This is a genomic window from Ruegeria arenilitoris, from assembly GCF_013035425.1.
GTDB classification, from domain to species: domain Bacteria; phylum Pseudomonadota; class Alphaproteobacteria; order Rhodobacterales; family Rhodobacteraceae; genus Ruegeria; species Ruegeria arenilitoris_A.
Window position 1 is genome coordinate 112,710 of the sequence record NZ_WQHX01000007.1, and the last position, 21,367, is coordinate 134,076.

At 52.1% G+C, this 21,367-nt stretch carries 19 protein-coding genes; 8 read left to right on the plus strand and 11 right to left on the minus strand.

All coding sequences use genetic code 11. The features are described from left to right. Positions 1–73: 73 nt before the first annotated feature. Positions 74–1,573: a CoA-acylating methylmalonate-semialdehyde dehydrogenase gene (locus GOV45_RS17975; RefSeq protein ID WP_170480341.1), complete on the minus strand. Its 1,500-nt coding sequence runs from the start codon at positions 1,571–1,573 to the stop codon at positions 74–76. Positions 1,574–1,677: 104 nt separating this feature from the next. On the opposite strand from GOV45_RS17975, the gene GOV45_RS17980 reads away from it, so the two are divergent. The 3 genes from GOV45_RS17980 (at position 1,678) to coaD (ending at position 3,655) form a co-directional block, all read left to right on the plus strand. Further along, on the plus strand, positions 1,678–2,580 hold the full coding sequence (locus tag GOV45_RS17980) for a LysR family transcriptional regulator (protein WP_170480343.1): 903 nt from the start codon (positions 1,678–1,680) through the stop codon (positions 2,578–2,580). A 60-nt stretch (positions 2,581–2,640) separates the two neighbouring features. Next, positions 2,641–3,078, plus strand: a complete 438-nt coding sequence (locus GOV45_RS17985; protein WP_170480345.1) for a CBS domain-containing protein — start codon at positions 2,641–2,643, stop codon at positions 3,076–3,078. 85 nt (positions 3,079–3,163) lie between these two features. Beyond that, positions 3,164–3,655 (plus strand): pantetheine-phosphate adenylyltransferase, encoded by a 492-nt coding sequence (coaD, locus tag GOV45_RS17990; RefSeq protein ID WP_170480347.1) that lies wholly within the window; start codon positions 3,164–3,166, stop codon positions 3,653–3,655. A gap of 49 nt (positions 3,656–3,704) precedes the next feature. Here the strand turns inward: coaD and GOV45_RS17995 are convergent, their stop codons facing one another. Both GOV45_RS17995 and gap read right to left on the minus strand, forming a co-directional pair. After that, positions 3,705–3,848, minus strand: coding sequence for a hypothetical protein (locus GOV45_RS17995; protein ID WP_170480349.1), 144 nt, complete (start codon positions 3,846–3,848; stop codon positions 3,705–3,707). Positions 3,849–3,919: 71 nt separating this feature from the next. Next, positions 3,920–4,921, minus strand: a complete 1,002-nt coding sequence (gap, locus tag GOV45_RS18000) for a type I glyceraldehyde-3-phosphate dehydrogenase (protein ID WP_170480351.1) — start codon at positions 4,919–4,921, stop codon at positions 3,920–3,922. Between the two features lie 181 nt (positions 4,922–5,102). Between gap and GOV45_RS18005 the strand changes: the two genes are divergently transcribed. After that, complete coding sequence (locus tag GOV45_RS18005) at positions 5,103–6,065, plus strand: DUF808 domain-containing protein (RefSeq protein WP_170480353.1); 963 nt, start codon at positions 5,103–5,105, stop codon at positions 6,063–6,065. Positions 6,066–6,115: 50 nt separating this feature from the next. Here the strand turns inward: GOV45_RS18005 and tkt are convergent, their stop codons facing one another. Next, positions 6,116–8,140 (minus strand): transketolase, encoded by a 2,025-nt coding sequence (gene tkt, locus GOV45_RS18010; protein ID WP_170480354.1) that lies wholly within the window; start codon positions 8,138–8,140, stop codon positions 6,116–6,118. A 235-nt stretch (positions 8,141–8,375) separates the two neighbouring features. Here tkt and GOV45_RS18015 point away from each other — a divergent pair, with 235 nt between their 5' ends. From GOV45_RS18015 to GOV45_RS18025, 3 genes are read left to right on the plus strand one after another with little or no spacing between them, the layout of a single operon-like run. Continuing rightward, positions 8,376–9,233: a hypothetical protein gene (locus tag GOV45_RS18015; RefSeq protein WP_170480357.1), complete on the plus strand. Its 858-nt coding sequence runs from the start codon at positions 8,376–8,378 to the stop codon at positions 9,231–9,233. Next, positions 9,233–9,628: a cell division protein ZapA gene (locus tag GOV45_RS18020; RefSeq protein WP_170480359.1), complete on the plus strand. Its 396-nt coding sequence runs from the start codon at positions 9,233–9,235 to the stop codon at positions 9,626–9,628. The genes GOV45_RS18015 and GOV45_RS18020 overlap by 1 nt, the downstream gene beginning before the upstream one ends. Further along, complete coding sequence (locus GOV45_RS18025) at positions 9,625–9,975, plus strand: MliC family protein (RefSeq protein WP_170480361.1); 351 nt, start codon at positions 9,625–9,627, stop codon at positions 9,973–9,975. The genes GOV45_RS18020 and GOV45_RS18025 overlap by 4 nt, the downstream gene beginning before the upstream one ends. A 7-nt stretch (positions 9,976–9,982) precedes the next feature. Here the strand turns inward: GOV45_RS18025 and grxD are convergent, their stop codons facing one another. From grxD to GOV45_RS18060, 7 genes are all read right to left on the minus strand, one after another. Next, positions 9,983–10,345, minus strand: coding sequence for a Grx4 family monothiol glutaredoxin (gene grxD / locus GOV45_RS18030; protein WP_170480363.1), 363 nt, complete (start codon positions 10,343–10,345; stop codon positions 9,983–9,985). A 160-nt stretch (positions 10,346–10,505) separates the two neighbouring features. Then, entirely contained in the window at positions 10,506–10,742 is a 237-nt protein-coding gene (locus tag GOV45_RS18035) for a BolA/IbaG family iron-sulfur metabolism protein (protein ID WP_152457878.1), read from the minus strand. A 146-nt stretch (positions 10,743–10,888) separates the two neighbouring features. Further along, the gene (gene purL / locus GOV45_RS18040; protein ID WP_170480364.1) at positions 10,889–13,048 is read right to left on the minus strand and encodes a phosphoribosylformylglycinamidine synthase subunit PurL; all 2,160 of its coding nucleotides are present in this window, start codon (positions 13,046–13,048) and stop codon (positions 10,889–10,891) included. Between the two features lie 87 nt (positions 13,049–13,135). Further along, on the minus strand, positions 13,136–13,843 hold the full coding sequence (locus GOV45_RS18045; protein WP_170480366.1) for a BamA/TamA family outer membrane protein: 708 nt from the start codon (positions 13,841–13,843) through the stop codon (positions 13,136–13,138). 6 nt (positions 13,844–13,849) lie between these two features. Next, on the minus strand, positions 13,850–14,203 hold the full coding sequence (locus GOV45_RS18050; RefSeq protein ID WP_170480368.1) for a hypothetical protein: 354 nt from the start codon (positions 14,201–14,203) through the stop codon (positions 13,850–13,852). A gap of 102 nt (positions 14,204–14,305) precedes the next feature. After that, the gene (locus GOV45_RS18055; RefSeq protein WP_170480370.1) at positions 14,306–16,549 is read right to left on the minus strand and encodes a mechanosensitive ion channel family protein; all 2,244 of its coding nucleotides are present in this window, start codon (positions 16,547–16,549) and stop codon (positions 14,306–14,308) included. Positions 16,550–16,816: 267 nt separating this feature from the next. Continuing rightward, positions 16,817–17,725 carry a LysR family transcriptional regulator gene (locus GOV45_RS18060; protein WP_170480372.1) on the minus strand — a complete coding sequence of 303 codons (909 nt, stop codon included), beginning with the start codon at positions 17,723–17,725 and terminating at the stop codon, positions 16,817–16,819. Positions 17,726–17,893: 168 nt separating this feature from the next. Between GOV45_RS18060 and GOV45_RS18065 the strand changes: the two genes are divergently transcribed. Beyond that, positions 17,894–21,313, plus strand: coding sequence for an indolepyruvate ferredoxin oxidoreductase family protein (locus tag GOV45_RS18065; RefSeq protein WP_170480374.1), 3,420 nt, complete (start codon positions 17,894–17,896; stop codon positions 21,311–21,313). Positions 21,314–21,367 lie beyond the last annotated feature (54 nt).

Below are 21,367 nucleotides of genomic sequence, written 5' to 3' on the forward strand. Positions count from 1 at the left end.
AAAAACTCGGCCAATTTATTTGGCCGAGTTTCGTTTCTTAGGTGAGTGAGAGTGAGTGGTGGTGCTGTCTGGATCAGTCCATGGCTTTGAAGTTGAACTCGCCACCTTCCTTGATCCCGGACGGCCAGCGTGACGTCACAGTCTTAGTACGGGTATAAAACCTAAAACTGTCGGGTCCATGCTGGTTCAAATCCCCAAACATGGATTTCTTCCATCCACCGAAGGTGTGGTAGGCCAACGGCACTGGAATTGGGACGTTGACGCCAACCATGCCGATGTTGATGCGGCTGGCAAAGTCACGCGCAGTATCACCGTCGCGGGTAAAGATAGCTGTGCCGTTGCCGTATTCGTGATCCATGGCAAGTTTCAGCGCCTCTTCGTAGGATCCTGCACGAACGGTGGAAAGTACCGGGCCAAAGATTTCCTGTTTGTAGATATCCATGTCAGGGGTGACATGGTCGAACAGATGAGGGCCAACAAAGAAGCCGTCCTCATATCCCTGCAAACTAAAGTCGCGGTTATCAACAACCAATTTCGCGCCTTGTTCCACGCCCGAGTTGATCAGCCCAAGAATACGCTGCTTTGCGGCACCTGTAACGACCGGCCCCATATCCACATCATCACCAGCGGTATATGGTCCAACCTTAAGCTTTTCGACACGTGGTATCAGTTTTTCTATTAGTGCGTCGGCTGTTTCCTCGCCTACCGGAACCGCGACTGAAATTGCCATGCAGCGTTCGCCCGCTGCACCGAAACCAGCACCAACTAACGCGTCTGCCGCTTGGTCCATATCAGCGTCTGGCATAACGATCATGTGGTTTTTTGCACCACCGAAACATTGCGCGCGCTTACCGTTCGCAGTTGCACGTGAATAGATATATTGTGCAATCGGCGTGGATCCGACGAAAGACACACCCTGAATTATTTCGCTATCTAGAAGAGTATCGACGGCTTCTTTGTCGCCATTAACGACTTGGAACAAGCCCTTTGGCAAACCAGCTTCTACAAACAGTTCAGCCAGCATCAGTGGGACAGAAGGGTCGCGCTCGGATGGCTTCAACACCACGGCGTTGCCGCAGGCCAAAGCTGGACCAACATGCCACAACGGCATCATGGCCGGGAAATTGAAAGGCATGATCGAGGCAACAACGCCAAGCGGTTGACGCATCGAATACATGTCGATGCCTGGGCCCGCGCTGTCAGTAAATTCTCCCTTAAGCATCTGTGGGGCACCGATGCAATATTCGATCACTTCCAGACCACGTTGCAGGTCGCCCTTGGCGTCGGGAATGGTTTTACCGTGTTCGCGGCTTAGCGCTTCGGCCAGTTTGTCCATGTCTCGGTTTATCAGACCGACCATAGCCATCATAACACGTGCGCGTTTTTGCGGGTTCGTTGCCCCCCATGCAGGCTGGGCGGCCGCTGCCTGTTCGATGGCCATAGTTGTCTCGTCAGCACTCGCCATTGGGCATTTGTACTGAACTTCACCCGTCGCAGGGTTGAATACATCGTCGAAACGACCAGACGTGCCCGGTACCATCTCGCCGTTAAAAAAATGAGTCAGGTCGTTCATTGCAAACTCCTCAGATAAATTTAGCCGCACAATAGACTTGCAAAAATCCCGCGAACAGAGGCAATGTCTCAAAAGAGCTTTGCAAAAATGCAAAGAGGACAGGAATGACACCAAACTGGGATGACATGCGGATATTCCTGGCGATTGCGCGCGAGGAAAGTCTTTCTGCGGCGGGGCGTATCCTAAAAATTGATCCGGCAACCGTAGGGCGCAGGATTGCCCGCCTCGAGGCGTCTTTGGACACGGTGCTATTCACCAAATCGCAGCAGGGTTACGTATTGACTGCCGCTGGTGAAAGACTGATGGATCATGGGCTTCAAGCGGAAGAGGCGATGCGGAGTGCAGCCGGAGCCGTCGCTGGATCGACAAAGTCTCTGAGTGGTCAAATCAGAATCGGTGCACCAGACGGATGCGCCAATTACTTACTTCCACAAGTTTGTTCGCGTATCTGCGACGCCAACCCAGACCTCGACATACAAATTCTAGCCTTGCCGCGGATCATCAACCTTTCCCGGCGAGAGGCCGACATGGCGGTAACCGTTAGTGCGCCTACGGCAGGCAGGTTGTTGGTCCAAAAGATAACAGACTACCGGTTGCATGTGGTGGCCAGTCAAAATTACTTGCAACGAAACGCACCCATAATGTCAGGCGATGACCTAAAGCGGCACCGAATGATCGGATACATTCCAGACATGATATTTGATCGTGAGCTGGATTACTTGAATGACCTTGGAATTGACAGGGTTGCCCTGGCATCAAATTCCGTCTCAGTACAATTGCGGCAGGTGTCGCTGGGATCAGGCCTTTGTGTTGCACATGACTTCACCCTTCCGTTTCATCCCGGACTGCAAAAAATTGTAACGGATCAAGTTAGTTTAACCCGGAGTTTCTATCTGGTTCGGCATCAGGGGGATCAGCGCAACGAACGGCTGAACCGCTTCGCTGGTGAGCTGACGCAAGGCTTGCGCGATGAGGTTACGAGACTTGAGGCAGAAGCTTCACCTTGACAGGTTCATTCATTCCGGCAACGCTTTGTAAAACGGCAAATTATTTCGGAGGTTTTGCATATGCTGGTTCAGGCCATTCTCACATCAAAGGCTACCGATGGGGTGGTGACGATTGAGCCGTCGGCAACAATTTCCGAAGCCGCCAAAATTCTCGCTGAAAAGAGGATTGGCACGGTCGTAGTCTCAGAAGACGGCGGACAAACGGCAATCGGAATTTTATCCGAACGGGATATAGTACGGGAATTGGCTGCAAGCGGCAGTGGCTGTCTGAATAAAACTGTCAGCACCTACATGACCAAGAAGCTTGTGACAGCCAGTCGTCAAGATTCGGTTCAGGATGTCCTCGCGCAAATGACCGAGGGTCGGTTCCGCCACATGCCAATCGTTGAGGACGGTCAACTCCTGGGCATCGTTACCCTTGGCGACGCCGTTAAGGCGCAATTAACCGAGTTGGCCATGGAGAAAGATGCGCTCGAAGGCATGATAATGGGTCACTGACGCTCGCCCGGCTCATGCCGAACCCTTGCACCTATGACAAAGTTGTGTTTGCTTGCGCCGAAATTTTGCTGCGCTGGAGTGTTTGATGCGCGTTGGATTATACCCCGGAACTTTCGACCCGATCACGTTGGGGCATATTGACATAATTCGGCGCGCAACAGCGTTGGTTGATAAATTGGTGATCGGGGTCGCGATCAATCGAGACAAAGGACCTTTGTTTTCTCTGGAAGAACGCGTGGCGATGATCGAGGCTGAATGCGCATTTCTAACAGAACAGACCGGCACCGAAATTGTTGCATATCCGTTTGAAAACCTTCTGATCGACTGTGCGCGGGACGTAGGAGCACAGATCATCGTACGCGGTTTGCGCGCCGTGGCGGATTTTGAGTATGAGTTTCAGATGGTTGGTATGAATCGGGCATTGGATAACTCGATTGAGACTGTCTTTCTAATGGCCGAGGCCCGGCATCAGGCGATTGCATCAAAGCTGGTTAAGGAAATCGCGAGGCTGGACGGTGACGTTTCAAAGTTCGTTACCCCGCGAGTGAATGATGCATTGCGCGAACGGCTTGGCTAAAACTCCGATCGAGCCTGTAAACGTGGGTGAAAGGTCCGTTAGGTTATTCTCAGCGCCAAAAGGCTAGCCAATCAAGAAAGTCGTACAGTTTTTTGCCCAGAAACAACAAATGTTCGGTTCCTACCAGGGCCACATCCACTACGACGCCCCCAAGAATGAGAACACCTAGCCAGATAGCGATTTGATTGGTCATAGCGGCCCCGAACGAAAACGCCCGCCCAGATAACCTGAGCGGGCAAATAGGTTCAAGCAAAGTCCTTAATTTCAGTTAAGGCGTCCCATTGTAACAGCGACGTCGGCCATTCTTACGGAGAATCCCCACTCATTATCGTACCAAGCCAACACGCGCACCATGCGGTTGTCGACAACACGAGTCTGGTCCGGGGCAAAAATCGAGCTTTCCTCGGTGTGATTGAAATCCGTCGAAACAAGCGGCGCTGGTTCAAAACCTAATACGCGCTGCATGGGCCCTTTGGCGGCTTCTTCGACGATCGCGTTCACTTCTTCAACCGTCACATCGCACGCGGCGCGAAAGCTGAGGTCGACCGCCGAAACATTTGGCGTAGGGACGCGAATTGCGGAACCGTCCAAGCGACCTTTGAGATTGGGGAGAACTTCACCCAGCGCCTTCGCGGCTCCTGTACTCGTAGGGATCATTGACATCGCTGCAGCACGCGCGCGGTAAAGGTCGCTGTGTCTACGGTCCAGCGTCGGTTGGTCACCGGTATAGGCGTGGATCGTGGTCATAATACCGTGTTCGATTCCTATTCCCTCGTCCAGAACCTTGGCAAGCGGAGCAAGGCAATTCGTGGTGCAGGATCCGTTGGACACCATTCTGTCCTCTGTAGAAAGGCTATTGTGATTGACGCCAAACACTATTGTCTTGTCGACATTCTTTCCGGGGGCTGACAGCAAAACCCTTTGAGCGCCCCGCTCAAGATGCGTCTTGGCCTTATGGCCATCGTTGAATTGGCCAGTGCATTCCAGAACGACGTCACAGCCTTCCCAGTCCAGTTCGTTCAATTCGTATGTCGAAAACATCTCCATAGGGCCGCGGCCAAGGTCCATGGTGCTACCGCTGATGGAAATGTCACGAGGAAAGCGCCCGTGTATGCTGTCGTATTTCAAGAGGTGCGCAGATGTTTCAAGGGGGCCGGTTGCGTTGACCTTGATCACTTCAATGTCGTTGCGGGCCGAAGCCGCGATGTGGGAGAGAGTACAACGGCCAATCCGGCCAAAACCATTTATACCGACCTTAATGGTCATACGACGCCTCCAAATTCGCTTGCGTTAATGGCCATATAGCGACGAAACCAATTTCCCAAAAGAGTAAAAACGTCATATTTCTAAGGTGTTAGCGCAAACTTGCGCCGATTGCGCTAACGCTTGCGCTAATCTTTGAATCAGTTAGGGTCCAGATGCGACGGATGAGACGAGGGAAAGCGCAATGAGTGGTCTTTTGGCCCTGTTAGACGACGTGGCAGGAATTGCAAAAGTAGCCGCGTCTTCGGTTGACGACGTAGTAGCGGCGGCAGGTAAGGCAGGGGCCAAGACTGCAGGTGTCATTATTGATGACGCGGCTGTTACACCAAAGTACGTTCAGGGATTTGCTCCGGCACGGGAATTACCGATCATCTGGCGTATCGCTCGGGGCTCTGTCTTCAACAAAATAGTTCTCTTGCTTCCGGTCGCTTTGTTACTTGCTAATTTTGCTCCTTGGATGATCACGCCATTGCTGATGATAGGGGGGTCATATCTATGTTTCGAAGGCGCGGAAAAGATTTTCCACGTCCTATTTCCAAATGGCAGCCATGAAATTGACGAAGATATGAAAGTCCGCGACCCAGGACATCTTGAAGAGCAAAAGGTCAAAGGAGCCATCAAAACAGACTTTATTCTGTCCGCTGAAATTATGACGATAGCACTGGCAGCTATCGAAGCGCCGAATCTATGGATGCAGGCAGCCACCCTCGCGGTAGTGGGAATTGGTGTCACGGTTGCCGTTTATGGATCCGTCGCGCTGATCGTGAAGATGGATGATGTGGGGCTGTTTTTGGCAAAGTCCGCGCATACACCAATTGGCCGCGGCATGGGGCGCGGACTTGTCAAGGCGATGCCTGTCGTAATGAAGGTTCTTTCGGTCGTTGGGACCGCCGCCATGCTATGGGTTGGCGGGTCAATAATAATCCATGGGCTTGAGGTTTTGGGTTTTGGGTGGCTGGGCCACCTTATCCATGACTTGGCTCATGCAATTGGCCATTCGGTCACGGATCAGTGGACCAGGGTTGTCGAGTGGGTTTCCAAGGCGACAATGGACGGTATTTTTGGCCTAGCTTGGGGTTTTGTCCTGATCCCAATCGCGACCAAAGTGGTCGGACCCATGCTGTCCAAGAGGTCCGAGACGCATTGAAAACGGGCGGCCAAAGCCGCCCGTGACCAGTTGAAACTGCTCGTCACAACTTACAGTCCTAGAAGACCCTTTACTTTGGCAACCGCAGACGCAGCTGTAATGCCGAAATGTTTGTATAAATCCCCGGCAGGGGCGGAGGCTCCGAAACTTGACATGCCGATGAAGCCTGCTTTGGCCTCTCGTCCGCGCTCTCCAAGCAGCCATCGGTCCCAGCCTCCGGCCCGAACAGCCGCTTCGATGCCTACTCGCACTGGGCCACCGGGCAGAACGCGCTTTCGGTAGGCTTCCTCCTGCTGAGCGAACAGCTCCATGCATGGCATAGAAACAACGCGGGTGCCGATACCTTCGGCTTCAAGCATCGCCTTAGCTTCTATCGCCAGCGAAACTTCGGAACCAGTGGCGATAAGAATTGCCTGCCGTTTACCTTCGGCTTCAGCCAGAACATAAGCGCCTTGCGCGGTCAGGTTCTTGGCCTTGTGCTGGGTTCTTACCGTTGGAACACCTTGACGCGTCAGTGAAAGAACCGACGGACTTGTTTTGAAGGTTAGCGCCAACTCCCAAGCTTCGGCAGTTTCAACAGTATCCGCTGGCCGGAAAACGTAAGTATTCGGTGTCGCGCGGGAAATTGCCAGATGTTCGACCGGTTGGTGGGTAGGACCGTCCTCGCCCAAACCAATCGAGTCATGCGTCATTACAAAAACAGTGGGCACTTTCATAAGCGCCGCAAGTCTCATTGATGGGCGAGCATAGTCAGTGAACGCCATAAATGTACCGCCGTACGGGCGTATTCCACCGTGCAAGGCCATTCCGTTCATCGCGGCGGCCATGCCGTGTTCGCGTATTCCGTAGTGGATGTATCGACCCTTACGGTTTTCCGGCAGGAAAACGCTCATATCAGCAGACTTAGTGTTATTGGATCCTGTCAGGTCTGCAGACCCACCGATGGTTTCAGGCATGATAGGGTTAACGACATTCAGAACCTTTTCAGAGGATGCTCTTGTGGCCAGTTTAGGCTGTTCCTCAGAAATCTGTTTTTTGAAAGACCGAATAGCCGCAGACAGCTTTTTCGGTGCTTCGAAACTGTAGGCCCGATAAAACTCTTCCTGCTTACGTTCTGACAAAGTGGCAAATCGTTCTTCCCACGCTGCACGTTCAGTCGCGCCCCGGGCTCCAATTGCTTCCCACGCGGTTTTGACGCTTGCCGGAATTTCGAAAGCATCGTGAGGCCAGCCATAGCCCTCTTTCGCAGCTTTCAACTGATCTTGATCCGTCAGCGCGCCGTGGCCTTTTGACGTATCTTGCGCAGCGTGGCCTAAGGCGATGTGACTTTCGCACGCAATCATGGTGGGCTTGCTTGATTTTTTCGCCGCGACGATGGCTGCGTCGATCGCTTGAGGATTGTGACCATCAATTTCGATTACATGCCAACCTGAAGCCTCAAAGCGTTTAACCTGGTCCGTGCGGTCCGCCATATCCACAGTACCGTCGATGGTGATATTGTTGTTATCCCAAAACACAATAAGCTTGCTCAGCTCATGCCGACCAGCCAGAGTAATTGCTTCTTGGCTAACGCCCTCCATCAGGCAGCCGTCCCCGGCGATCACGTAGGTGTAGTGATCCACGACCTTTTTTCCGTAATGCGCGCGCTGAATTTCTTCGGCCATGGCAAACCCAACAGCGTTCGCAATCCCCTGACCAAGTGGTCCGGTTGTCGTCTCGACGCCATCGATCAGAAAATTCTCAGGATGACCGGCGGTTTTGGCGCCCAACTGCCGAAAGTTTTTAATTTCTTCTATCGTCACATCCGCATGACCGGTGAGATACAGCAGAGAGTATACCAGCATCGATCCGTGCCCCGCGGACAGGATGAAACGGTCGCGATCGGGCCAGTTCGGCACCGACGCATCAAATTTCAAGTGCTTTTCAAACAGTACAGTTGCTACGTCGGCCATGCCCATGGGCATACCGGAATGGCCTGAATTGGCAGCAGCGACGGCATCAAGGGTTAAGGTGCGAATAGCCGCAGCTTTGTTCCAATGTTCGGGGTTGGCATTTCGCAGCGCAGTAAGGTCCACGGGCGTTGTTCCTTTGGATTACAAGCAGATCGGGCGCTGAATACCACTCACCCTCCAAAGTGCAAGTGGAACTGGTCGTTCCAAACCGCGAACGCTTGAAGAGTGCAATCCAAACCCTTGAAAGCAAACAGTAGGTATTTTCCAACACATTCAGTTAGACTAGGTCAAATTATCGCCACCCGTGATTCGGTCTGGCGCTAAACAGAACGAACCTTGGTTAAGAGGTGACAGGCGTATGAGCCAAATTGAGGAATTACAACGACGTATCATGGCGGCAATGGAGCGCATTGGCTCTGGAGTTGAGGCGTTGGACAAACCGATCTCACCCAGCGGTGATTATGATCAGGATCTAAAGTCTGCATTGGAGGAAGAGCGTCTCGCTAATGCGCAGTTGGAAGAGCGGTTAAAAGCTCTCAAGGATCGTCACGATCAAGAAACTGACGCTATGCGTGCTGATATCGAAAAGTTACGCGGTCAATCCAACTTAGATGGTGAGAACGCTCAATTGCGTGCTCAACTCGAGGAAGCCACATCCAAGCTGGCAACCGTTGAAGCCGCTCGCGAAGACTTGGCCGAAGCCAAAGCAGCACTGGAAAATACAACAAAAATAGAAGAGTTGACGGCAGAAATTGAATCTTTGCGTTCTCTGAAAGGCGCAGCAGAGGAGGCGGCGGCGCTGAGAAAAGAACTTGAAGAACTGACCCCGCTAGCAGATCGCGCTGAAGAGTTGCAGGCCGAAGTGAAAGCCTTACGTGCGTCTACGGCTGACACGGAGCGGTTAGGCGATTTGAACGCCGAGCTTGCGATGTTGCGCGCAGAACGCACAAGCCATGGCGCCGCCATGTCCCGTTTGGACGACGACCTGCAGCGGCTGCGCAAGGCAAATGAGGAGTTACGAGGCACTGTGGAAGAGTTGCGGTCTGCTGCTCAACAGGGTGTTACAGACGCGGCGCTTTTGAATCGTGCGACGGCTGCGGAGTTGGAAGCGACCAGAGCTGCCCGCGCGTCGGACGCAGCTGAGGCCCATGCTGTTCTGGCGCGACTTGAACCGCTGCTGAACCAGGCCAACTTGGCGGAAGGAGAAGTTGAGTGATGCCCGAAGTGACAATTCATATCGGTGGCCGAGGTTTTGAGGTGTCTTGTAGGGACGGCGAAGAAGCGTTTTTACAAGCGGCAGCAAAGTTGCTGGATGACGAAGCTCAAGTTCTGTCGGACCAAATTGGGCGTATGCCTGAATCGCGCATGTTGCTAATGGCAGGTCTTATGCTTGCCGACAAATCGGCCAGTCAGGAAGATCGCGTTAAAGCGGCTGAAGCCAAGTTGACTGAAGTAGAGGCGGAACTGAACAAAATGCGTAATGTGCCCAAGCCGGAACCCGAACGCATCGAGGTGGCAGTGGTACCACCATCTGTCACTGATACGTTGGCCGAAATGGCGGCACGTGCTGAAGCTTTGGCAGCCGTCATAGAAGAAAAATCTCAAGTATGACGCTCGTGCGCTCGATCGCGGCAAGCTTAATTTTGGCCTCGCTCGGATTTGCGGCCACGGCCCAAATCGACATCTTGTCAGTCACGTTTTCCTGTGAAGACAACACAGAAATCCCAGTTTCATACTTCAATGCCACCGACGGATCTGGTGCTGCGGCCATGGTGATTGACGGTGAACTAATAGCAATGCGCCAAGCCGAAAGCGGCTCAGGCGTTCGCTATATCTCGGAAGGTGCAGAGGGCACCTATACCCTACGTTCGAAAGGCTGGGACGCTTTGATCTCGTATCAGGCGTCCGGCAACACTGCACCAGAACAGCTGTTACTGGCGAACTGCACAAGCCGATAAAGAGGTATCAGGCGTTGGCCTCGCGAATTTTGTCAGCGGCGTCCTTGTTGTAGCTAACGCCATTGTCATCAAACAATGTGTCCAACTCACCCGACAGGGTCATCTCTGTGATGATATCACAGCCACCGACGAATTCGCCCTTTACATAAAGCTGGGGAACGGTCGGCCAGTCGGCATAGTCCTTGATGCCTTGACGTACCTCTTCATCAGCCAGGACGTTAACGTCCGTGTATGCCACACCCATATAGTTCAGCACGCCAGCAACACGTGAGGAAAACCCGCATTGCGGCATTTCTTTAGTGCCTTTCATATAAAGGACAACGTCGTTGGCTTTGACGGTTTCGTCGATCTGGTTTTTCACGTCGGTCATGTCGCGTTTCCTTCATGTCTAGCGTCTGGCGTTGGTGTTTCTAAAATCCCGCCAAGTGTTTTTCGTTTGGGTTCTTTAATAAGGTCAAGCTTGGGCGCCTACATTCCTAACTGCGGGTTCCATCTGTCCCAATGCTTTGCGACCTCATTGGAAAACTTCTTCATTCCGGCACTTTCGTCGTCAGCGCCAATGCATGCAGCTCACCATCTGGGCCATCCATTTTGCCTTTCAAGGCTGCATAGACGGCACGTTGTTGCTGAACCCTGTTCTTGCCGCGAAAGCTTTCATCCACGACCATCGCAGACATATGCACGCCATCATTGCCACCAACCTGAATTTCCGCATCAGGAAAAGCTTCGCGCAGCAGGTGTTCGATTTCGTGGGCGCTCATCGGCATGTAGGTGTCTCCTGAAAAATCTTTTCAAAGATGTAGAGCGATGTGCATGGGCGTGCAAGGTGCGGTTAATGTTCTGAAACAACAGGAGCCGCGACGTGAGAAAGCGCGCGGTCCACTTTCAAACGAGAAACCTATATGCCCTTAGATCAAGCTACCGCTGCAGCAAAACTGGAGCGAAATGTCTGTGCCAGCTCGGACAGCGGTGCCTCGGACGACCCTATCTTCACGCTGTCGCCTGTAAAACGTCCAACTGAAACCATCGGTACACCAGCTTGTCCTGCTGCGATCATTAACGCCTCAGCCTGATCGAAATTGCAGGCGATAAGATAACGAGCCTGATCTTCGCCGAAAAGGAACTCGGCCGGCGCATCGTCCAAGTTTACACCTACACCAGAATTTTCCGCCAATTCAAAGGCCGCTAAGGCAAGGCCTCCGTCGCTTAGATCTGTGCACGCTTTGATCATCTCGCGGTTGGCTCGGATGAAATCGCCATTACGTTTTTCGGCTTCCAAGTCGACGTGCGGGGCGTCACCGTCCTCGCGGTTGAAAACCTCGACCAAAAGGGCTGATTGGCCGAGATGGCCTTCAGTTTCGCCGACGACCAGCGCAACATGACCGTCACGTACTTCGTTGCCAATGATATCATCTGCGTGGTCAAGCAACCCAACTGCACCGATCGTGGGCGTCGGTAAGATCGCCTGACCATCGGTTTCGTTGTAAAGCGACACGTTCCCCGAGACGACCGGCATGTCCAGAGCCGCTACAGCTTCTCCAATTCCTTGAATCGCGCCGACGAATTGACCCATAATTTCAGGTTTTTCAGGATTGCCGAAGTTCAGGTTATCTGTGGTAGCCAATGGTTTTGCGCCCACGGCTGTTAAATTGCGATATGCTTCGGCTACAGCTTGTTTTCCGCCTTCAATTGGATTTGCGCGCACGTATCTAGGTGTCACATCACTGGTAAATGCCAACACTTTGTTTGTGCCATGAACGCGTACCATTCCAGCGCCCAATCCAGGCGTCCGCGAAGAGTCTGCCATTACCATCGTGTCATATTGCTCATAGACCCATTGTTTGGCGGCATAATTTGGCGAGTTGAGCAGGGCGCGAAGCCCATCGATCGGATCAATCTGCGGGACTTCGGCGAGTTCTTCCGCCTTAGGTGTAGGTTGCCATGGGCGGTCATATTCAGGCGCCGTAGAAGCCAGCTTAGATAGGGGTAAATCTGCTTTGATCTCGTCGTTGTGCATGATCAAAAAACGATCTTGGGATATAGTCTCTCCGACGATTGCAAAGTCCAAGTCCCACTTTTCGAACACCGCCCGGGCTTCGGTCTCAAGTTCGGGTTTAAGAACCATCAACATGCGTTCTTGCGACTCAGAGAGCATCATTTCATACGCAGTCATGTTTTCTTCGCGCTGGGGAACGGTTTCGAGGTTCAGACGAACGCCGAGTCCCCCCTTGTCGCCCATTTCGACGGCAGAACAAGTCAGACCAGCGGCTCCCATATCTTGAATCGAGATCACGGCGCCTGTTTGCATCAATTCCAGCGTTGCCTCCATCAGACGCTTTTCTGTGAAAGGGTCGCCGACTTGAACGGTTGGGCGCTTTTCTTCGATAGTGTCATCGAATTCGGCCGAAGCCATAGTAGCACCACCGACACCGTCGCGACCTGTTTTTGCGCCCAAATAGACGACAGGCATACCGACGCCGGAGGCCGCGGAATAAAATATCTTGTCACTATCGGCCAAACCAGCAGCGAAAGCGTTCACAAGACAGTTGCCATTGTATGCCGGATGAAACCGGACCTCTCCACCAACGCAAGGAACACCGAAACAGTTGCCATAGCCGCCGATTCCTTCAACGACCCCGTTGACCAGTTGGCGCGTCTTGTGATGATCAGGCTCGCCGAAAGACAGAGCATTCATTGAGGCGATAGGCCGAGCACCCATAGTGAATACGTCACGGAGGATCCCACCCACACCTGTCGCGGCCCCTTGGTATGGTTCGATATATGAAGGGTGATTGTGGCTTTCCATTTTGAAAACCACTGCCTGACCGTCACCAATGTCAACGACGCCGGCATTTTCACCTGGTCCACAAATCACTTGCGGACCCGAAGTCGGCAGGGTGCGCAACCATTTTTTTGAAGATTTGTACGAGCAATGCTCATTCCACATTGCCGAAAATATCCCAAGCTCTGTAAAGGTTGGCTCACGCCCGATAATTTCGAGGATCATGTCGTATTCTTCGGGTTTTAACCCGTGTGCGGCGATCAGATCCGGGGTAATGGCGGGCTCGTGCATCGTATGTCCTTATCCAGAGTGGCCGGGATTGCGCGCCTTTTAAGCCAAGGGCGCGTCGGTGGAAAGGGTATTGAAGACGCGGTCAGTTCAGAACCGTTGACCGACATAAATATACAGCTGATCTTCGTCCAGATCGTTTCGAGCCCAATCAACTGAAAAGTCCACCGGGAACTTTTTCGAAACACGATAACGCGCACCAAGACCAACTGCTGAGTGGGTGCCCCCGTCGGATAGATCGGAAAAGCTGTCTCCGGTTTGGCCGACACCTCCAAAGGCAACAGCGCCAATCCTTTTTGTGAATTGATGGCGGTATTCAATTTGAAGGGAAGCCGACCTGAAGTCTAAAAACTGGGTTACAGGAAAACCACGGAACGCGTCGGTCCCGCCAAGAGAGCATTGATCGAAAAATGGTGTATCCTGCGAAGCCCCACAGATCGACGCGCGAGCAGCAATTACACCCTTTGCAGTAGGGTTCAGGTAATGCGTGTAATTGACAAACGCTTTCGAGTAGTCCCCGGTTACTCCTTTGAGCGTGTAGCTATGTGAAATTTCGGCCTGAAGGTTCGATCCTCTGGTAGGGTAAATCGTGTCATCCCGCCGATCCCATGCGGCTACCAAAGCTGGAGTAATGATGCGCATGTTCAAAAACTGGTCAAACGGAGGTGGGATTGGCGGCAGCCCAAGACCATCCAAACTGACCGAGGTATCCAGATATCGAACCGAAAGTCCCGCAGAAATTTCCGGCGTAATTCCGTAAGAAAACTCAATCCGAGCCAAGTCGCCGTCCTGTGTCACAGGCAGTTACCCGGTTGTAGTAAACAGGTCGTAGTTGATCGTGGCCTTGGCATACAAAGTCTCGATTTGCCATCGATTGCTGTCAAAGGCAAAATTAGCAGCACCGCCATAAGCCCGTGTACCGTTACTGGAGCCAAGAACGGCTATACCGAACAAGGACGGCTTGGACTCTTCGTCCATTTGATAAAGATACCCAGCACCGAGCGTCAGACCCGACCCAATAGTGGGATTGGAAAACGGGATGGGTACCGCGATGAAGGAACCGTTACGAAATCCGATAGACGCCTCGGACTGTGCTTGGTCGAAACCGTCCACATTTGTTTCCACCGTCACGGAACCCGAAAAGGCAGCGTTCGGCAAGACGCTTAATAATAGTGTTTTTAACGTGATTCCAGATAGTCTCACGACAACAATCTCATGAACAGTAGAACCGGATTTTACCCGGTTCTATTAATGTCAAAGTCAGGCTGGTCCTTGCTCTTTGTTTACCGCATCGCTCGCCGCCGCGCCAATGGCCGCTTTTTGTGGTTCCGAAAGGTGTTCGGCCTCATCCAGTCCTGGGATCGCAACACGAACTTCGCGGCGCGCAAAATCAATTCCGTTTTCTTTGAAAGCGGCTTTTACCCGATTGAAAATTTCCTTACGCAAGGTGAATTGCTTGCCCGGTTTGGCCATGAACTTGCCGCGGATAATCATGCCCACATCGTCAAAGTCAAAAACACCTTGGGATTTGAATGGTTGGAGGAAACCATCCTTGTGAGTCTCGTCCTCCATCATCTCGGCACCGATCTTCTTAAAAATCTTTTTCACTTTGTTCGGGTCCGTGTCGAATGGCACAGTGAATTTAAGCTTCATTATTACCCAGTCGCGGCTGTAGTTGGTCAGCTTTTGGATTTCGCCGTAAGGAATGGTGTGAACTGGCCCTCGGTGATGGCGCAATTGCATCGATCGGATCGATATCTTTTCGACTGTCCCGGTCGTGCCTCCAACATCCACATATTCACCTACACGGAACGCGTCATCGATCAGGAAGAAAATTCCACCAACGATGTCCGAAACCAGTTTCTGGGCACCAAATCCGATAGCAAGACCAAGAATACCGGCACCTGCCAGCAATGGCGTGATATCAAGCCCCAGAGCGCCTAACGCCAACAGCGCGAAGATTACGGCTATCGCGACCTGCGCTGTCACTCGCAATAATGGCAATACGGTCGCTAAACGCGAGCCTCCGGTACCGCCACCTTCGCCAGCTTCTTCGTCAGGGCTTTGTTCGGCAGCGGTTTGTTCTTTGGCCAGACGTCGGTTGATCCACAAAGACACAACCTCGTTTAGGATATAGCCGACAGCGATTATGATGAAAAATTGTATTACTTCACTGCCAGAATCAGATGAGCCACCAGCAATTTCCTGAAGGTCTAAGTCCCAGGCACCTGCAATCATCAGAATCACAAGAATGCCTGCCAAAACGCGTCCGATGCGGATGTAACTACGCTTGGTGGATTTATAAGCTCTTTCCGCCACTGGACCGTCTCCGATCATTGGTGGCTGCAGATGCCGCACCAATCCTCTGATCAAGGTGTCCAAAGCTGGCGCGATAAGCAGCCAGAACATGGTGGTGAAGTGGGCACCATGGGCAAGTAGGGCAAAGACTGTTGGGTTTCTCTGTGATGCCAGATACTCAACAAGCAGCCAGATGCCCGCCGAAACTCCGATTGCGAAATAGGGGTATATCCGCGCTACGTCTTCATCGAACTTTGTACGGTCAGGATCTGTACCGAGCATCATGTCCGACAAACCATCGCGAGCTGTCCATGCGATAACGCCAATGTAGATGTGGATCGCAGTATTGAGCCAGAACCCCAAACGGGATTCACCCGGAGGAACGCCATTGGTTGAGTTGAAGTCCAGGATGAACATTGTGAAACCGATCAGTAGGAACAGACCGATCAGGTTGCGATGCAGATATTTGGCCCAATGGTCATCTACGTTTACCAAGCGCAAGTTGTGCTGTTTCGGGGCCAGAATAAAACGCGAAATAGCCGCGCCCAAGCGGGGAAACCAGATCAGATAAAAGACAAACGGACCGGCCTGAGCGATCTGCTGTTCGTCCAACAATTGCCTGCCCACAAAGACCAGCGTGTAGTAAAAGACGAGAAGGCCCAGAAATTCGAAACAGAAACGCTTGAACAGAAAGGTGACTGCACCGAGCAGGTCGGTCGAGGAGTCGCCATCTACGACCTTCATCCAGCGCCGTGTCCACAAACCAACGATGTTTTCGGCCGCGTAGCCAACGGCCAGGGCAAGGAAAGTAAATCCAAAAAGCGTCATTAAACCACTGGCGCCAAATGAGTTGCCAAAGTTGGAAAATGCCTCGATCTGGGCTGTAATCAGCAATGGAATTTTTCGAATGACGTCCAACCATGAAGCGGTCATGCTGCTGACGGTATCCGATATGGCCTGTACCACGCTACGACTGGTCGGAGCGGCTTCTTCCTGTTTCGCAGCCACAGCGTCCAGCCGTTCTAGCAAAATCGCGCGCACCTGATCGTCAGACATCCTTGCAACGAGGTCGTCGACCTGATCCGGTGTCAGATCTTCGGGGATGGTGACAGGTGCGGTGGAGGTCGTACTTTCCTGAGCCAAGACTGGCAGTGACAGAAAGATTACTGATATGAACGCCAGCAAAAGGCGGAGTGGGTGGAACATTAAATTACCCTCGAAGCCGAATTTTTGGTCTGTTTTTCCGGATCATAGGGGTAGGTGGCTCAATTTGACAGCATGTTGTGATGTAAACGGTGAAAAACCAAAAAAAAAGGCCGAGCACTAAGCTCGGCCGTAGTCCAACAGGGAGGTATGAAAATGATGAGCGTTTCAGCATCACCGCCTTCGAATGCTCATTTAGGGATCACATTGTTGACTATCAAGGGATTTTCCTTTTCTTTGGATCATGTCCGCTATGACGTTACTGCATAGCTAGAGTTTTCCCATTTGTCTCAATTGCTTACGATGCGAAATGATTTCGTCCTGAACAAAATCGCGGAAGGCAGAAATCCTCTTGGAATGGCGCAGTTCCTCGGGGTATGCGAGGTAAACAGGTACTTCGGCACCTTGTATATCAGCTGGAACATGCACCAAATCGGGAAAATCTTGCGTGACATAGTCTGGCAAAACGCCAATACCCAGATCATTTAGAACGCCTTGTAAAACACCAAAGTAGTTGTTGACCGTCAGTAATGAGCCCGGATTGTGGGTCATTAATTGGCGAACCATCGCTGCACTCGCGCCGACTTGCGGGGCAGCTGGTGTCTGACAAATCAACCTGTGTTTTGAAATATCCTCGACCTTTTGGGGTGGCCCGCCATGGGAATCCAGATATCTGCGTGTAGCATACAGTTGCATCTGAACAGTCATTAGACGCTTTCGCACGAGATCCGCCTGGCTGGGTTCCTTCATTCGAATGGCGACATCAGCTTCACGCATGGGCAGATCCAGAACACGCTCTTCCAACATCAAGTCGACATTGAGGTCTGGATATTGTTCGTAGAGTTTTGGTAACCGCGGCGCCAACCATAAAGTGCCAAACCCAAAGGTGGTCGTGACCCGCAAGACGCCAAAAACTTCGTCTTCGCTATCGCGGATACGGGCGGCTGTGGCATCCAGGCGTTTGGACATCGCCGACGTAGCGTCGAATAGCAGTTCCCCTTGTTCGGTGAGAATCAACCCACGAGCGTGACGGTGGAACAGGGTGGCATCCAGCGATTCCTCAAGAGCGCGAATCTGTCGACTAACAGCGGATTGAGACAAATTTAGCTTGTCTCCCGCATGAGTAAGGCTGCCTGCGTCGGCGACCGCGTGAAATATTCTAAGCTTGTCCCAATCCATCGACGCAACTTTCGTTATTCAAGCGCACGCCTATATGAAAGACGTAACAAATTCCACAATCAAACGGGGAAATCGTTACATCTAAGGGGAATTAAGCTATGCAGGTCAGTAATTATGACCTAATATAACAGATATTGGAGCACACTAATCGGACCTGGGAGGCGTCAGATGAGTCAGCCAAAAGTTTCGCTTAATGACAGGTTCGATCTGTCGAAATCACCAGTTTTACTGAACGGGACTCAAGCGCTTGTCCGTCTAATGCTAATGCAAAAAGCCCGCGACGTTGCCGCAGGTTTGAACACAGCTGGCCTGGTAACTGGGTATCGGGGTTCTCCACTTGGCGCAGTAGATCAGCAAATGAGCCGAGCCCAAAAACAGTTGGCCGAAAACGACGTCACATTCCAATACGGCCTAAACGAGGATTTAGCTGCAACGGCGCTGTGGGGAAGCCAGCAAGCCGGCCTGCGAGGAGACGGCAAGTTTGATGGCGTTTTTGGCCTGTGGTACGGGAAAGGCCCCGGTGTTGATCGTTCGGGCGACGTTATGCGCCATTCAAACATGGCGGGAACGGCAAAGTATGGCGGCGTGTTGATGGCCATGGGGGACGATCACACGGGCGAAAGTTCGACCGTTCTACACCAGTCCGAATGGTCGTTGGTCGATATGTATATGCCAGTTGTTAGCCCGGCCGGTGTGCAAGAGATACTAGATTACGGAATTTATGGATTTGCTCTCAGCCGGTTTGCAGGTGTCTGGGTGGGCTTGAAAACCATGAAAGACACGATCGAAGTCACGTCAGTAGTTGATGGATCGCCCGACCGGATGCAACTGGTTACGCCCGAATTCGACATGCCAGAAGGCGGCCTGAACATTCGATTGGGAGACACACCGCACCTGCAGGAGGCTCGGGTAATCGACTATAAACGGTTTGCAGCTGAAACCTTTTCCCATGCTAACAAATTGGACAAAAGGGTCTGGGGCAAACCCGGAGCGAAGATTGGCATCGTCGCTGCTGGCAAGAATTGGCTCGATTTGGTTCATGCAATGTCTTTGCTGAATATCGATGCCAACGAAGCCGAACGGTTAGGCATTACAACCTACAAAGTTGGTCAAACTTTTCCGTTAGATATGAAAGGGTTCCATGACTGGGCTGAAGGTCTTGATCTGATTATTATCATAGAGGAAAAGCGAAAGCTTATCGAAGTTCAGGTCAAGGAAGCAATTTTCGATGATCGTCGTGGGCGACGTGTCTACGGATGGTACAAGGGCGGTGCAGGTACTTTGCATCGAGAAGAATTATTCCCGACCCGAGGGGCCTTGGACCCAATCATGATTGCTGAAAAACTTGGCGGCATCCTGGTCGAAGAAGGTCGAGATACTGACGGAGTCCAAGCCGGGCTTGCTGCTTTGTCCGAAGCCCGCCGCGCAGACAACGCCCAAGAAATCGCTGCACGCCTTCCATATTTTTGTTCAGGATGTCCTCATAACAGCTCAACAAAACTGCCCGAAGGCAGCCGGGCTTATGCAGGCATCGGGTGTCATTACATGGTTCAGTGGATGGATCGTGAAACAACGGGTTTTACACAGATGGGCGGTGAAGGCACCAACTGGATTGGTGAGGCACCATTTTCTACGACTAAACATGTTTTCCAAAATCTCGGCGACGGAACCTACAACCATTCCGGTGTTCAGGCCATACGGGCCGCTTTGGCCGCTGGAACGAATATTACTTTCAAAATCCTATTTAATGATGCGGTTGCCATGACGGGCGGACAGGATAATGAGGGCGGACTGAGCGCGGAACGTATTGTTGCTGAAGTGAAAGCGATGGGCGTTGAACATGTGGCAGTCGTATACGACGAGAAAGAAGACTTAGATATTAAGTCGTTACCAGCCAACGTTGAAACTCATGAACGAGCCGAATTGATCAATGTTCAGGAAAAATTCAGGGAAATTGAAGGTGTCTCTGTCATTGTGTATGTGCAAACTTGCGCTGCCGAAAAACGCCGACGCCGGAAACGCGGCACCTTTCCTGACCCTGACAAACGAGTTTTCATCAACACCGATATTTGCGAAGGCTGCGGAGACTGCGGCGTCCAATCAAACTGTGTTTCAATCGTACCAAAGGATACCGAATTGGGGCGCAAACGCGCGATTGATCAATCAAGTTGCAACAAGGATTTCTCTTGCCTGAACGGGTTTTGCCCGTCTTTTGTCACGTTAGAAGGTGCCATGATCCGCAAAGAAGCGACGACAGACGTTGATTTACCGGATTTGCCTGACCCCGAATTACCACAGATCCAAGGTACTCATAACATCGTGATAACAGGTGTTGGAGGCACCGGTGTCGTGACAATAGGTGCCGTGCTTGCTCAGGCAGCCCAGATTGATGGTAAGGGGGCTGGTATGATGGAAATGGCTGGCTTAGCGCAGAAAGGCGGCGCGGTACACATCCATTGCCGCCTGGCTAACGCACCCGAGGACATTAGTGCGATTCGAGTGGCAACGGGCGAGGCCCACGCGTTAATCGGTGGCGATCTGGTTGTATCAGCCGGCGCCAAGACTCTCGGGTTAACCCGGGCGGGCCATACTGGAGCGGTAGTCAACAAGCACGAAATAATTACTGGTGACTTCACCCGCGACACAGAATTCAAGATCCCAAGCGACCAGTTGGAGTTGGCCTTGCAGGCTCGACTAAAAGAACGGGTCGACCTGTTTGACGCAAGTGAACTTTCACGTGCAGTAATGGGTGACTCCATCTATTCAAACATGATGGTTTTTGGAGCGGCTTGGCAACGCGGGCTTGTACCAATTCACCTCTCTTCGATTTTTCAAGCTATCGAGTTGAATGGAACTGCTATCGAGCGAAACAAACGGGCGTTTCAGGTCGGGCGTTGGGCTGTGCTGTTCCCTGAGGCTGTCTCGGGAATCCTTGGCCAGAATGTGACCGAAATTCCCAAAACATTGGAACAAACTATCGACTTCCGGGCCAGTCACCTGATTCAGTATCAAGGGAAAGGGTTGGCTAATCGATACCGAAAACTGGTTGATTCGATTTCGGATGAAACAGTTCGCGAATCTGTGGCCAAGGGGTATCATAAGGTTCTGTCTTACAAAGACGAATACGAAGTCGCCCGTTTGCTGCTGCAGACACGGGAAAATGCCGTGGCCGAGTTTGACGGCGATTTCAAAATGACTTTCCATCTGGCACCTCCGATACTAGGAGGGAAATCCGCCAGCGGACGACCTAAAAAGCGGGCTTTCAGCGAAAAACTAATAGGACTGCTTAGACTTCTAGCGCGGTTCAAGTCATTGCGTGGTACGCCTTTGGACCCATTTGGTTATAGCAGCGAACGCAGGATGGAGCGCGCGTTGATACGGCAATATGAAAAAGACATGAAAGAGGTGTTACCGAAACTGACACCCGAAACGCGGGAAGCGATTGCAGCGTTGGCAAGGTTGCCCTTAGATATTCGTGGTTTTGGTCCTGTCCTTTCGGAAAACGAGGCAAAGGCGGCCAAACGCCGCGAGGAATTGCTGTCCGTGATCCGCGATGGAGGCCCTGATATTCGGGCTGCGGCAGAGTAAATCGTCACGAGACTGTCATGTTGTCTGGGCAAAATTATTACCTGCAGTAGGTTA